The sequence below is a fragment of the Albidovulum litorale genome (assembly GCF_025751495.1).
Classification (GTDB): Bacteria; Pseudomonadota; Alphaproteobacteria; order Rhodobacterales; family Rhodobacteraceae; genus Albidovulum; species Albidovulum litorale.
Map to the genome: position 1 here is coordinate 330,797 of NZ_JAOWKZ010000003.1, position 12,230 is coordinate 343,026.

The 12,230-nt window shown below is 62.7% G+C and carries 14 protein-coding genes; 10 read left to right on the forward strand and 4 right to left on the reverse strand.

Going from position 1 to position 12,230, the window contains the following annotated elements:
* Positions 1-38: 38 nt before the first annotated feature.
* Positions 39-1,028 (reverse strand): carbon-nitrogen hydrolase family protein, encoded by a 990-nt coding sequence (locus tag OEZ71_RS12455; protein ID WP_263740314.1) that lies wholly within the window; start codon positions 1,026-1,028, stop codon positions 39-41.
* A gap of 279 nt (positions 1,029-1,307) precedes the next feature.
* Here OEZ71_RS12455 and OEZ71_RS12460 point away from each other — a divergent pair, with 279 nt between their 5' ends.
* From OEZ71_RS12460 to OEZ71_RS12480, 5 genes are all read left to right on the forward strand, one after another.
* Positions 1,308-2,543: an aromatic ring-hydroxylating oxygenase subunit alpha gene (locus OEZ71_RS12460; protein WP_263740315.1), complete on the forward strand. Its 1,236-nt coding sequence runs from the start codon at positions 1,308-1,310 to the stop codon at positions 2,541-2,543.
* A gap of 5 nt (positions 2,544-2,548) precedes the next feature.
* Positions 2,549-3,622 carry an FAD-binding oxidoreductase gene (locus OEZ71_RS12465; protein WP_412175631.1) on the forward strand — a complete coding sequence of 358 codons (1,074 nt, stop codon included), beginning with the start codon at positions 2,549-2,551 and terminating at the stop codon, positions 3,620-3,622.
* A 74-nt stretch (positions 3,623-3,696) separates the two neighbouring features.
* The gene (locus tag OEZ71_RS12470; RefSeq protein WP_263740316.1) at positions 3,697-4,257 is read left to right on the forward strand and encodes a DUF4202 domain-containing protein; all 561 of its coding nucleotides are present in this window, start codon (positions 3,697-3,699) and stop codon (positions 4,255-4,257) included.
* Positions 4,258-4,577: 320 nt separating this feature from the next.
* A complete protein-coding gene (locus OEZ71_RS12475; protein ID WP_263740317.1) occupies positions 4,578-4,745 on the forward strand; it encodes a hypothetical protein in 168 nt (55 codons plus the stop codon).
* A 55-nt stretch (positions 4,746-4,800) separates the two neighbouring features.
* A complete protein-coding gene (locus OEZ71_RS12480) occupies positions 4,801-5,148 on the forward strand; it encodes a TfoX/Sxy family protein (RefSeq protein ID WP_263740318.1) in 348 nt (115 codons plus the stop codon).
* 20 nt (positions 5,149-5,168) lie between these two features.
* Here the strand turns inward: OEZ71_RS12480 and ndk are convergent, their stop codons facing one another.
* Complete coding sequence (gene ndk, locus OEZ71_RS12485; protein ID WP_263740319.1) at positions 5,169-5,591, reverse strand: nucleoside-diphosphate kinase; 423 nt, start codon at positions 5,589-5,591, stop codon at positions 5,169-5,171.
* A gap of 216 nt (positions 5,592-5,807) precedes the next feature.
* Between ndk and xth the strand changes: the two genes are divergently transcribed.
* Both xth and OEZ71_RS12495 read left to right on the forward strand, forming a co-directional pair.
* Positions 5,808-6,587 carry an exodeoxyribonuclease III gene (gene xth, locus OEZ71_RS12490; protein ID WP_263740320.1) on the forward strand — a complete coding sequence of 260 codons (780 nt, stop codon included), beginning with the start codon at positions 5,808-5,810 and terminating at the stop codon, positions 6,585-6,587.
* 3 nt (positions 6,588-6,590) lie between these two features.
* Positions 6,591-7,868: an NAD(P)/FAD-dependent oxidoreductase gene (locus OEZ71_RS12495; protein WP_263740321.1), complete on the forward strand. Its 1,278-nt coding sequence runs from the start codon at positions 6,591-6,593 to the stop codon at positions 7,866-7,868.
* A gap of 6 nt (positions 7,869-7,874) precedes the next feature.
* Here the strand turns inward: OEZ71_RS12495 and OEZ71_RS12500 are convergent, their stop codons facing one another.
* Together OEZ71_RS12500 and dksA are read right to left on the reverse strand one after the other, a co-directional pair.
* The gene (locus tag OEZ71_RS12500) at positions 7,875-9,047 is read right to left on the reverse strand and encodes an FAD-dependent monooxygenase (protein WP_412175637.1); all 1,173 of its coding nucleotides are present in this window, start codon (positions 9,045-9,047) and stop codon (positions 7,875-7,877) included.
* A 75-nt stretch (positions 9,048-9,122) separates the two neighbouring features.
* Complete coding sequence (gene dksA / locus OEZ71_RS12505; RefSeq protein ID WP_263740323.1) at positions 9,123-9,545, reverse strand: RNA polymerase-binding protein DksA; 423 nt, start codon at positions 9,543-9,545, stop codon at positions 9,123-9,125.
* A gap of 181 nt (positions 9,546-9,726) precedes the next feature.
* Between dksA and OEZ71_RS12510 the strand changes: the two genes are divergently transcribed.
* The 3 genes from OEZ71_RS12510 (at position 9,727) to OEZ71_RS12520 (ending at position 12,230) form a co-directional block, all read left to right on the forward strand.
* Positions 9,727-10,566: an AAA family ATPase gene (locus tag OEZ71_RS12510; protein ID WP_263740324.1), complete on the forward strand. Its 840-nt coding sequence runs from the start codon at positions 9,727-9,729 to the stop codon at positions 10,564-10,566.
* Between the two features lie 126 nt (positions 10,567-10,692).
* Positions 10,693-12,069: a DUF2927 domain-containing protein gene (locus OEZ71_RS12515; protein WP_263740325.1), complete on the forward strand. Its 1,377-nt coding sequence runs from the start codon at positions 10,693-10,695 to the stop codon at positions 12,067-12,069.
* Positions 12,066-12,230, forward strand: a complete 165-nt coding sequence (locus OEZ71_RS12520; RefSeq protein ID WP_263740326.1) for a hypothetical protein — start codon at positions 12,066-12,068, stop codon at positions 12,228-12,230. The genes OEZ71_RS12515 and OEZ71_RS12520 overlap by 4 nt, the downstream gene beginning before the upstream one ends.

A 12,230-nucleotide genomic window follows, 5' to 3' on the forward strand; every position in this document is an offset into this window, starting at 1 on the left:
CGGTCCTTCCGCGAGCCTTGCGGCGTTCCGCGAGGGGCTCAGCCGCTCGCTGTCTTGTCCGCCAAGGGCGGTATGTAACCCACGTCCGACCCAATCGGACCCGGACTGATGTTACCGCCAGCATGCGACATCCTGTCACCAGCCACAAGCGGCTTTTCCAGACCAGCGCGAGAGCCCTGACGCGGCATTTCCAGCGGCCCGAGCGTCTTCAGATACTCGTCGGCACCGCTCGACCGGTCATAGACGGAGAACTCCGCATCCCTGTCGCGGAAGCTTTTCAACACCTGACCCAACCCCTTGATCCCGGTTTCCCGCTGGCGGCGGACAAGCGACAGGTCGACCTCGATCGGGAACATGTCCTCCTGCCCCGCAGATTGGTGCAGCACGGTGGCCGAGGGGTCGACGATCAGCGAGCGACCCACGCCCCCTGCCCCAAGTCCGTTCACGTCGATGACGTAGCACTGGAACTGTGCCGCCGTGGCGCGAGCGATGGCAAGCTCCGCATCCCGGTCGGTAGTGCCGGTCAGGACCGGGTGCAGCAACACCTCAACCCCCGCGCTCGTCAGTTGCCGCGTGGTTTCAGGGAACCAGATATCATAGCAGATCGACAGGCCAAAGCGCCCGACATTCGGCACATCAAAGATGCAGAACTCTGTCCCCGCCTCGACCTCGATCTCATAGGGCCGGAACGGGAACATCTTGCGATATTTGGTAACTATCTGTCCGTCCGGATCGATCACGGCCGATGTGTTGTAGATCCGACCATCTGAGGTCTTTTCGAACATTGACCCCGGGATCAGCCAGATCTTGTGCTTCTTCGCCGCTGCGCGAAATTGGTCCAACGCCTCGTTTTCAAAAGGCTGGGCGAAGCGGTGCAGCGGGCCATAGGGCGCAAGTTCGGAAAACAGCACCATCTCGGTCCATGGAAACCGCGCCATCAGGACGTCGATCCGGTGGATCATGCCTTCGACATTGGATTGCAGCGCGTTCACGTACATCTGCACGCCGGCGATTGCGAATGGGGTCATCTTCGTCCTTCTGCACCGCGAAGCGTAACGGCCGCGCGCATGCCTTCTGTCATATCGTCCCGCCCTCTTATCCTGTCACGCAGGGAACCGGAACCCGATTGCACACGACTGTGACACCTATGTCGCAACACTTGCACGCTGTCCGGGCGGCGAAGGTCATTCGCGTCAGGTTTGTGTCGCGATCTGTCGCTTTCAGCGCGATGATTCCCACCTTTTTCGCGGATAAGCGCGCAGCCCGCCAAATCCGGCGGACACCGTCACATTTCAGGGACCCGCACCATGCTCCGCGATTCCGACATCCTCTCGCAGCTTCTCTCCCGCCGCCCGAAAACCTCGCTCGGCCGCGACTTCTACACCGCCCCCGAGGTTTATGACGCCGATATGCGGCTGATCTGGACCCGCGACTGGGTCTATGTTGTCTCGGCGCCCGAGATCGCGAAGCCCGGCAATTACGTCACCGTACAGATCGGCGACTATTCGGTGATCGTCGTGCGCGGCAATGACAACATCATCCGCGCGTTCCACAATTCCTGCCGCCATCGCGGCAGCCGCATCTGTCAAAGCGTCAAGGGCTCGAACCCGAAGCTCGTCTGCCCCTATCACCAGTGGACCTACGAACTTGACGGCCGTCTCCTCTGGGCCCGCGACATGGGGCCGGATTTCGACGCCACCAAACACGGGCTGAAACCGGTTCACTGCGACGTTGCCGCTGGTATGGTCTTCATCTGCCTCGCTGAAACCGCACCCGACTTTGCGCCGGTGAAAGCCGAAGCTCTGCGCTATACCGCACCGCACGGACTGGATGATCTGAAGGTCGCCGCCCAGTCCACGATCATCGAGAACGGCAACTGGAAGCTGGTGCTGGAAAACAACCGCGAATGCTACCATTGCTCGGGCTCGCATCCCTCGCTGTGCCGCACGTTCAACGACGACCCGAACCTCGTTGGCGCCGATGACTCGGTCTCGTCGCCCGTCGGCGCGGCCCATGTCGCACGTTGTGAAGCGGCCGGCCTGCCGTCGAAATACGTCATTGACCCGAACGAACAGTGGCGTTTTGTCCGCATCCCCTTCGTCGGCGACGCGGTCAGCTACACGATGGACGGCAAGGCGGCGGTCAGGAAAATGCTGAAGGGCATGCCTTTTGCCAATGCGGGCACGCTCCTCTTCTTCCACTACCCGAACACCTGGAACCACTTCCTGTCGGATCACATCCTGAACTTCCGCGTCCTGCCGGTCAGTGCGACGGAAACCCAGGTCACGACCACCTGGCTCGTGCACAAGGATGCCGTCGAGGGCGAGGATTACGACCTCAAGCGCCTGACCGAGGTCTGGGAAGCGACCAACGACGAGGACCGCATCGTCGTCGAGCAGAACCAGCTTGGCATCAATTCGCCCGCATACGAACCCGGCCCCTATTCCGACCTGCAGGAAAGCGGCGTGATCCAGTTCATCGACTGGTATGTCGCGACACTGCAGAACCGGATGGTCGGCCGCAAAGTCATCGCCGCGGAGTAAGCGCCATGATCCCGATGCCGCGCGAGGATACGCCGCTCTGGACCGATGCAGAGCCCTTGGAATGCGTGATGGTCGTCCCCGAGGCGCCGAACGTGAAGACATTCGTCTTCCGTCCGCCTTCGGGGGCTACCTTCCTCTTCCGCGCCGGGCAGTTCATCACGCTGGAACTGCCCGTGAAGGGCGGGCCGCTCTACCGGACCTATACGATCTCGTCGAGCCCGACCTCGAACGTCTACCTTTCGATCACCGTGAAGGCGCAGCCCAATAGTGAGGGTTCGCGCTGGCTGGTCGAAAACCTCGTGCCCGGCATGCGGCTGAACGTGAAGGGGCCCGGCGGCGTCTTCCACCTGCCGCGCCAGCCCAATGGCAAGTACCTTTTCATCTCGGCGGGTTCAGGCGTCACGCCAATGATGTCCATGGCCACGTTCCTTTGGGAACGCGGTGAGGAACCCGATATCAGCTTCATCCAATGCGCCAACAAGCCGTCGGAACTGATTTTCCGCAAACGGCTCGAATACATGGCGGGACGGGTGCGCGGCCTCCGGCTGAACTTCGTCGTGGCCGAAGAAGACCCCTATGAAGTCTGGACCGGCTATCGCGGCCATTTCAACCAGCTCATGCTGGGCCTGATGACACCCGACTACCTCGACCGTGATGTCTATTGCTGCGGGCCTGAGGGCTTCATGACGGGGGTGCGTGAAACGCTCTTGTCGCTTGGCTACGACATGGAACGCTACCACCAGGAGACGTTCCAGGCCCCGGTCATGCGGGTCGAGGATATCGAGGTCCACGAGGATGTGGTGCCGCAGGAAACCGCGAAGGCCGAAATCGCCTTCGTCAATTCCGGCGTGACCACGGAATGCACCGAGACCGATACGGTTCTGGCGGTCGCCAAGGCATCGGGCCTCAACATGCCATCGGGGTGCAACTTCGGCGTCTGCGGCACCTGCAAGGTCAAGACCCGTTCGGGTCAGGTTCACATGGTCCATAACGGCGGGATCAGTGAAGAGGATATCGAGGCCGGTTACATCCTCGCCTGCTGCTCGCGCCCGCTGGGCCGGGTTGAGGTCGAACTCTGAGCTTTCGCCGGGCGCGGCTTGACCGTGCCCGGGCGCTTTGCGACGGTGCCGGGACAATTCACGAAAGGACCGCCATGAGCCGCCTTGAAGCCGCCCTTGCCGCCATCGACGCCGCCAACGATGCCGACCCCGACGTGACCGAAGGCGCACCCGCCGCGCGGCTTTACGGCGAGCGGATGACGGTGGAACTGGAACGCCTCTTTTCCGATGCGTCGGACGAGTTGCGCATCGCCGCGCGTGGCCAGCATATCGAACGCTGGACATCGCCGCGCTCCGCCTATCCCGAGGGCCGTGAAGGCTACCTCAACTGGCGTCGGGATCTGGGAGCCTTCCATGCCGCCCGTGTCGGCGAAATCATGGCCGAAGCCGGATATGGCGAGGAGAGCATCGCCAAAGTCGGCACAATGCTGCGCAAGGAGGGCATCAAGCGGGACCCGGAGGTGCAGGCGCTGGAAGACGTGATCTGCTTCACCTTCCTGCGGTGGTATTTCCAACCCTTCGCCGAAAGCCGCGATGCCGCCTCGCTGGAAAAAATCGTCGCCAAGACCGCACGCAAGATGTCGGCAGAGGCGCGGGCAAAGGCATTGAAAGAATTCAATCTTCCTGAACCCTTCGCCGCGTCCTTCCGCAGCTGAGTCGTGCACAATTGTGTACCGCCAATTGAGTGCGCGCAGATCCCCTTCTGGTTGTGCGAAATAAAATTTCGTCGCGTAATATTGTTTCAAAAGCGCGTCTTGTCTGGCGCTAACAGGTCAAAACTGTTGCGAAATCGACTCGAAAGCAGGCGGATTGCCGCGCTGCGGCTTGGCGAAATCAACATCTCGTAGGAGACTCTCTTGACGGTGGGGAGAAGCGGACATATTTGCGCCGCGCGATTGCCACCGACATGTGTGAGTGATGGCCAGAGAGGCTTGGTAAATGTGATCTGAAAGATCACGCGGGAAGGAAGAGACGAATGGATATGCCCAAGCAGATGGACGCGAGCGGAGCAGCACCGCGCCAGCAGCAGCAACAGGGCGAGACCGACCGCGCCGAAAAGCGCCGGACGGCCGCGTCTGAGATTGCTGAAACGCCGGCCGAGCAGATGCGCGCCATGCATTTCAGCGACTGGGCCTCGATCTGAGGCTTTCGCCGGGTCGCGGCAGGAATTAACCTCGGGGCTCCGACGGAGAGACCCCATGCCGACACCCGTATCGACCATACCCAATCTCGGCCCCGCCTCCGAGGCAGCCTTTGCCCGTGCAGGCATTCATTCGGCCGAGGAAATCCGCGCGATGGGTGCGGACGCGGCCTATCTCAGGCTTCTGCAAGCCGACACAAGGCCTCACTTCATTGGCTACTACGTTCTGGTAATGGGTCTGCAGGGTCGCCCTTGGAATGATTGCCAAGGCGCGGAAAAAGCCGCCCTGCGGACGCGCTTCGACGAATTGAAGGCACAGGCAGCACGTACCCCTTCAAACAAAAGAGACCGCCTCCGGTTGGAAGCGGTCCTTGATGAGATCGGGCTTCGGGAGCCACCGAAGTAGGGTGCGCTTCAGCGCACCGCTCACCCGACGAGTTCGAGACCCGAGAAGAAGAAAGCGATTTCCTGCGCGGCGGTTTCCGGCGCGTCGGAGCCATGGACCGAGTTCTCGCCGACCGAGAGCGCGAATTCCTTGCGGATCGTGCCCGGCTCGGCATTGGCGGGGTTGGTCGCGCCCATCACTTCGCGGTTCTTGGCAATGGCGTTGTCGCCTTCCAGAACCTGCACGACGACCGGGGCCGAGGCCATGAATTCACACAGTTCGCCGTAGAAGGGGCGTTCCTTGTGAACCTCATAGAACTTGCCAGCCTGTTCCATCGAGAGCTTGATGCGCTTCTGTGCGACGATGCGCAGGCCCGCATCTTCGAACTTGGCGTTGATCTTGCCGGTCAGGTTGCGGTTCGTTGCATCGGGTTTGATGATGGAAAGCGTGCGTTCGGTCGCCATGGGTCAGCCTTCTTGCATTGGGGGCACGGGGCACCCTGCCCCGGCCGGATTTGGATTGCGCGCCTGCTATCATGCTGAGCCCGGCTTGAAAAGGTGCGGCGGCGGGCATGGCGGGCGTGTCCGGCGGGAGTATTTCCACCAAGATGAAGGTGAGGCGGTTGTGGCTCCGGTCGATCTGACAGATGATCGCGGCCAGAACGGTCCCGGGGGCAGGCAATGAAGATCGCGACATTCAATATCAACGGCATCAAGGCGCGGGCCGAGGCGCTGCCCCAGTGGCTGGACGAAGCCGCACCGGATGTTGTGCTGTTGCAGGAGATCAAGTCGGTTGACGAAGCCTTTCCGCGCGATCTCTTTGAGGATCGCGGCTATTTCGTCGAGACACATGGGCAAAAGAGCTTCAACGGCGTCGCGATCCTGTCCAAGCTGCCTCTGGAGGATGTAGAACGCGGCCTGCCGGGCGATGAGGATGACGATCAGGCGCGCTGGATCGAGGCGACGGTGGTGGGGAAAACCGCCGTCCGGCTGTGCGGGCTCTATCTGCCGAACGGCAATCCCGCGCCAGGGCCAAAATTCGACTACAAGCTTTCATGGATGGCGCGGATGAAGGACCGGGCTTCTGCCCTTCTCGCGGACGAAATGCCGGTCGTCATGGCGGGCGATTACAACATCATCCCGCAGGCCGAGGATGCGGCGAAACCAGAGGCCTGGTTCGAGGACGCGCTTTTCCGCCCTGAAAGCCGCGCTGCTTTCCGGCGTATCCTGAACCTTGGCTATACCGAGGCGTTCCGGTCCCGAGAACCGCGCCCTGGCCATTATTCCTTCTGGGACTATCAGGCTGGCGCATGGCAGCGGAACAACGGCATCCGCATCGACCATCTGCTTCTGTCGCCACAGGCCGCCGATCTGCTCACCGGCACGGGGATCGACAAGGAGATCCGGGGCCGCGACAAGCCCTCGGACCATGTACCGGTCTGGATCGAGCTTGACGCCTGACCCATGCGCTATCCCGATACCTTTTACAGCCGCACTTTGCGCGACACCCATTCGCGACCGACACTGACGGGCGTTGAAGAGGCGGATGTTGTCATCGTCGGCGGCGGCTTTGCCGGGCTGACGACGGCGCTGGAACTGGCCCGCGCGGGCAAGCGTGTGATCGTACTGGAAGCCGAATCCGTCGGATTTGGCGCCTCGGGCCGCAATGGCGGCATCGTCAGCCCGGCCTTTTCCGGTGGCGATGAGGCAATCCGGGCCCGGGTCGGGTCAAAAGCTGCCCGCGAGTTGCACCGGCTTTCCATCGAAGGCGTCGAACGGTTGCGGGCAACCATTGCCGATCTGAAAATCGACGGCGCGGTAACCGGCGAGGGTCTTTTCAGCCTTCGCCGCTTCGACCGCGCCGATGATCTGAAACGCCATGCCGAGGAGTTTGACCGCGATTTCGGCTATGAGATGCGCTATCTCGACCGCACGGCGCTCGCGGACCATCTGGTGAGCGGGCGCTATCATCACGCGCTTTATGACCCCCGCTCGTTCCACATCCATCCCCTGAACACGTTGCGGGGAATCGCCGCTGAAGTGGAGCGTCTCGGCGGGCGGATCTTCGAGGCATCAACCGCAACCGGACACGATCTGACGGGGCCCGCCAAACGGGTCGTCACCGCCACAGGACGGGCTGAGGCCCAAACGGTTGTCTTCGCCACGGGCGGCTATACCGGTTCACTGGTGCCGCGTCTGAAGCGCGCGATCCTGCCGATCGCGACCTATCTGACGATGAGCGAGGCCGCGCCCGACCTGCTGGCCAGCGCCATCCGCACGCGCGCCTCTATGTATGACGACCGGCGCGCGGGCGACTATTACCGGCTGGTCGAGGGTGGCAGCCGGCTTCTCTGGGGCGGAAGGATAACCACGCGGGCGGCATCGCCCGAGGGGATCGTGCGCGAGCTTCGCCGCGAGATGGTGGGAGCCTTCCCGCAGCTTGAGGGATTGAAGATCGAACTCGCCTGGTCCGGCCTCATGGGCTATGCCCGCCACCTGATGCCGCAGGTCGGAGAGATGGGCCCCGGCGTCTGGCACATCACGGCCTTTGGGGGCCACGGATTGAACACGACCGCGATCGCGGGAAAGGTGCTGGCCGAGGCGATGCTCGGCGAAAGCGACCGCATCAGCATGTTCGCGCCTTTCGGGCTGGACTGGGCGGGCGGTGCGGCTGGGCTTGTTGCAGCCCAGTTGACCTATTGGAAACTGCAGATGCAGGACCGGTGGCGCGAGCGTGGCTGAGCCGGATCAGCGCCCGCCTGTCACGTCATGATCATAAAGCCAGGCGAACCGGTCCATCACCTTGCCCGGCGCAAAACGGTTCAGCGTCTTCAGCCCGAAATGGGCGATGTCGCGGCGGATACCGGAAAGGTGGTAGTTCCGGGCATTTGCATTGGCCGCCTCGACAATCCGGCTGACCCGCGCCTGACGGCGTTGCTGATAGGCCGCGAAGGCGGCGTCGGGTTCAGCAGCAGACAGAGCTTCGGCCAGAACCCAGGCATCCTCCAGCGCCATATTGGCCCCCTGCGCCAGAAACGGCAGCGTCGGATGGGCAGCGTCGCCAAGGATCGCCGCGCCCTGCCCGTGCCAGCGTTTCGCAACGGGATGGCGGAAGAGCCCCCAGAGGTTCGGCCGCTCGATCTGGTCAAGCCAGCGCCGCACCTGCGGAACAAACTCCTCAAACGCGATGCGCAGGGCCAAGGGATCGTCGGTCAGCGACCAGCTTTCCTCCGCCCATTTGTGGCGCTCCTCAATCGCGACGATGTTCCTCAGCCGCCCTCCACGCAGGGGATAGGTCACGATATGACGGCCCGGCCCCATGAAAAGCTGTGCGACGGGACGGATATCGGGTTCCGCCGGAAGGGTCGCGCGCCACGCAACCTGATGGGTGAAGAAAGGCGCGACCGTTCCATTCAGGGCCTGCCGAACCTTCGAATGCAGCCCGTCAGCACCGATCAGGATATCCGCCTCGATCTCGGCACCCTGCGTGGTCTTCAGCCGCGGCGAGTGGTCGCCGAGCGTCACCTCGGTGATCTGCTGCAACAGGCGGATTTCGACACCTGCCGCCCGCGCGCCTTCGGCCAGAACGGTGATAAGGTCGGCACGGTGGACAAGGCGGAACATGCCTGCGGTCCGCTGCCGCGTCAGGTCGAGGCGCAGGACCTGCCCGCCGGTTTCGCCGTCGATCAGCTCCACGGCTTCCGATCCGATGCTTTGCGCCTCAAGCTCGGCCCCAAGGCCGAGCGCGCCCATGACCCGCGCACCATTCGGCGTGATCTGCAACCCGGCGCCGACCTCGCGAATCTCGGGTGCCTGTTCGAGAACGGTGACCTTCGCGCCCTTCAGCGCCAGCGCCCGCGCCAGCGCGAGCCCCGCGACCCCGGCGCCCAGCACCGTCACCGCCCGACCGTTCAACATGATAGCCCCCGTATGAAAACGAAAGCGCCGGAGCCTTGCGACCCCGGCGCCGAAATTCATTCCGACCCGTCGCCGGGATCAGTCGTCGCGATGCACACGCTCGCGGCGTTCGTGTTTTTCCTGCGCTTCCAGCGTCATCGTCGCGATCGGCCGCGCATCGAGGCGCTTTAGCGAAATCGGTTCGCCGGTCACTTCGCAATAGCCGTATTCGCCGTTTTCAATTCGCCGCAGCGCAGAATCGATCTTCGACACCAGCTTGCGCTGGCGGTCGCGCGTCCTGAGTTCCAGCGCACGGTCGGTTTCCTCACTCGCACGGTCGGCGATGTCGGGAACATTGCGGGCGCTGTCCTGAAGACCTTCGAGGGTCTCAGCCGACTGTTCCAGGAGTTCTTCCTTCCAGGTTGTCAGCTTGCGCCGGAAATATTCGAGTTGCCGCTCATTCATGAACGGTTCGCCTTCAGCCGGACGATAATCGTCGGGAAGAAAGACCTCTGGCTTCATCTTCGCTCCCTTCTGCCCACCGGATTCTGAATTCACTGTATCCATCTTCGTCCGGTACTCCTCGGGCGCTCCCATAGCCCATGCACCGGGGGATGTCACTAGCCCTAGCGGTGTCTTGCGGCAAATTGATGGCCCCGATAAGAGTCGCGTGATCAAAACGGGCCATTGTTGCGGAAAGAATATGAAATTCGAAGGCACAGACCGCTATGTCGCCACGACGGACCTCACTGTTGCCGTCAACGCATCAGTGATGCTGGAAAGACCCTTATTGGTGAAGGGCGAACCCGGGACCGGCAAGACCGAACTGGCCCGTCAGGTCGCTGAGTCGCTCGGGCTGAAACTCGTCGAATGGCATGTGAAATCAACGACCAAGGCGGCGCAGGGGCTTTACGAATACGATGCCGTCAGCCGGTTGCGCGACAGCCAGCTGGGCGACGAACGCGTTCATGACGTGAAGAACTATATCCGCAAGGGTAAGCTTTGGCAGGCTTTCGAGGCGGATGAGAAGGTCGTGTTGCTGATCGACGAGATCGACAAGGCCGATATCGAGTTTCCAAACGACCTTTTGCAGGAACTCGACCGGATGGAGTTTCACGTCTACGAGACGGGCGAAACGATCCGGGCAAAACACCGGCCGGTGATCATCATCACCTCGAACAACGAAAAGGAACTGCCCGACGCCTTTCTGCGACGGTGTTTCTTTCACTATATCCGATTCCCCGAGGCCGAGACGCTCTCGCAGATCGTCAATGTCCACTTCCCGGGCATCAAGGACCAGATCCTCGCAACCGCGCTGACCCAGTTTTATGAGATCCGCGAAACGCCGGGCCTGAAGAAAAAACCCTCCACCTCTGAAGTGCTGGATTGGCTGAAGCTGATCCTCGCCGAGGATCTTTCGCCAGAAGACCTGAAACGCGATCCGAAGAGCCTCTTGCCGAAGCTGCACGGTGCGCTTCTGAAGAACGAACAGGATGTGCAGCTTTTCGAACGTCTGGCATTCCTCGCCCGCAGCCGCGGTTAGGTCAGTTTCCGGAGAACCTGATCCCGCCCTTACGGCTGGCGGAATGACCGCAGACCGGCTAGCTTCACGGCAATAACGGGAGGCAGGCATGATCAGCTGTGTGGAGATTCAGCCGGAGAGAGTCCGTTGCGTGTAGTTCTTCCGGGCTGTTTCGTAATACTCTCCCTGCTTCTCGGTGCCTGCGCCGCCCCGACAAACCGCCCCGTCGCAACGCGCGCAGTCGCGAGCGATATGGCGCTGCCGCCGATGCGGCGGTTCGGGAACACGGTGGTCGCGCCGCCCGCCAGACCGAACGCCGAGATGATGCAGGATTTTCTCGATCTTGCTTTCCAACTGGAAAGCGGCCGCAGCCTGCCGGTCCTCACGCGCTTTGAGGGGGCTATCAATGTCCGGATGACCGGCCCGGTGCCGCCCAGCGCGCAAGCCGATCTGACCCGCGTCCTCGGACGCTTAAGGGCAGAGGCCGGAATACCGATCCGGCAGGCACAGGGCGAGGCGGCGGCGATTACCATCGAGTTCCTGCCCCGCCGCACCATGCAGCGTCTCGTCCCGCGCGCAGCCTGCTTCGTGGCCCCTCGCGTCAGATCGTGGGCCGAATACCGCCGGGCGGGGCGAAATGCGCTCGACTGGACGACGCTGGAGGCACGGCGGCAAAGTGCGATCTTCATCCCGAACGACACCGCGCCGCAGGAAATCCGAGACTGCCTGCACGAGGAACTGGCGCAGGCGCTGGGGCCGTTGAACGACCTCTACCGGTTGCCGGATTCGGTCTTTAACGACGACAATGTGCATACGATCCTGACTGGCTTCGACATGTTGATGCTGCGTGTCTACTACGCGCCGGAACTGGCCAACGGCATGAGAAGGGGAGAGGTAGCGGCCCGGCTGCCCCGCATATTCGCGCGGCTTAACCCCCGCGGAGAAGGGCGCTCTGGACGTATTGCAGACCCGGCACCGCCCGCCTTCGGCCGGGCCATCGAAACCGCGCTCGGCCCGGGAACGTCGCCGGGCCGCCGCCGCTCTGCCATCCGCGAGGCGCTGGCCATCGCACAATCGCGAAGCTGGACCGACGCGCGCGCGGGGTTCGTCTGGCTGGCGCTCGGCCGCCTGTCGCTTGGCCATGACGCGGAAGAGGCGCGCGACGCCTTCCTCCAGGCTTCGGCCATCTATCACAACGCGCCGGGCCTCGCGCTTCAGGCGGCCCATGCCGATATGCAACTGGCCGCTTTCGCGCTTTCGAACGGGCAGCCCGACATCGCGATCGGCCTCGTCGACCGGTCAACACGGGTCGTGGCCGCAGCCGAAAACGCAGCACTTCTCGCGAACCTCCTGATGGTCAAGGCCGAGGCGCTGGACCTCCTTGGCCGTCACACCGAGGCGCGGATCGTGCGGCTCGACAGTCTCGGCTGGGCACGCTATGGCTTCGCCTCCGATGCCGAGGTGGAGGAGCGTCTGCTGAACGTCGCCTCCCTGTCCCCGGTGCAGACTAAGAGGCGACCATGATCTTCTTCCCCGCCATCGTCATTGGTGCAGCGCTTGGCTGGTACCGGGCCACGAAACGCGGCGGCAACCGGCTGGACAAGCTGCAATATGCCGGCAGCCACGCGATCCTCTTCGCGATCCTCGGCCTCTTCCTCACGATCATCTACCACCGCCTGACCTGA

Bases quoted from the DNA above. Each gene is read 5' to 3' on its own strand.
- OEZ71_RS12455 (WP_263740314.1), bottom strand. From the start codon at position 1,028: ATGACCCCATTCGCAATCGCCGGCGTGCAGATGTACGTGAACGCGCTG.
- OEZ71_RS12460 (WP_263740315.1), top strand. From the start codon at position 1,308: ATGCTCCGCGATTCCGACATCCTCTCGCAGCTTCTCTCCCGCCGCCCG.
- OEZ71_RS12465 (WP_412175631.1), top strand. From the start codon at position 2,549: ATGATCCCGATGCCGCGCGAGGATACGCCGCTCTGGACCGATGCAGAG.
- OEZ71_RS12470 (WP_263740316.1), top strand. From the start codon at position 3,697: ATGAGCCGCCTTGAAGCCGCCCTTGCCGCCATCGACGCCGCCAACGAT.
- OEZ71_RS12475 (WP_263740317.1), top strand. From the start codon at position 4,578: ATGGATATGCCCAAGCAGATGGACGCGAGCGGAGCAGCACCGCGCCAG.
- OEZ71_RS12480 (WP_263740318.1), top strand. From the start codon at position 4,801: ATGCCGACACCCGTATCGACCATACCCAATCTCGGCCCCGCCTCCGAG.
- ndk (WP_263740319.1), bottom strand. From the start codon at position 5,591: ATGGCGACCGAACGCACGCTTTCCATCATCAAACCCGATGCAACGAAC.
- xth (WP_263740320.1), top strand. From the start codon at position 5,808: ATGAAGATCGCGACATTCAATATCAACGGCATCAAGGCGCGGGCCGAG.
- OEZ71_RS12495 (WP_263740321.1), top strand. From the start codon at position 6,591: ATGCGCTATCCCGATACCTTTTACAGCCGCACTTTGCGCGACACCCAT.
- dksA (WP_263740323.1), bottom strand. From the start codon at position 9,545: ATGAAGCCAGAGGTCTTTCTTCCCGACGATTATCGTCCGGCTGAAGGC.
- OEZ71_RS12510 (WP_263740324.1), top strand. From the start codon at position 9,727: ATGAAATTCGAAGGCACAGACCGCTATGTCGCCACGACGGACCTCACT.
- OEZ71_RS12520 (WP_263740326.1), top strand. From the start codon at position 12,066: ATGATCTTCTTCCCCGCCATCGTCATTGGTGCAGCGCTTGGCTGGTAC.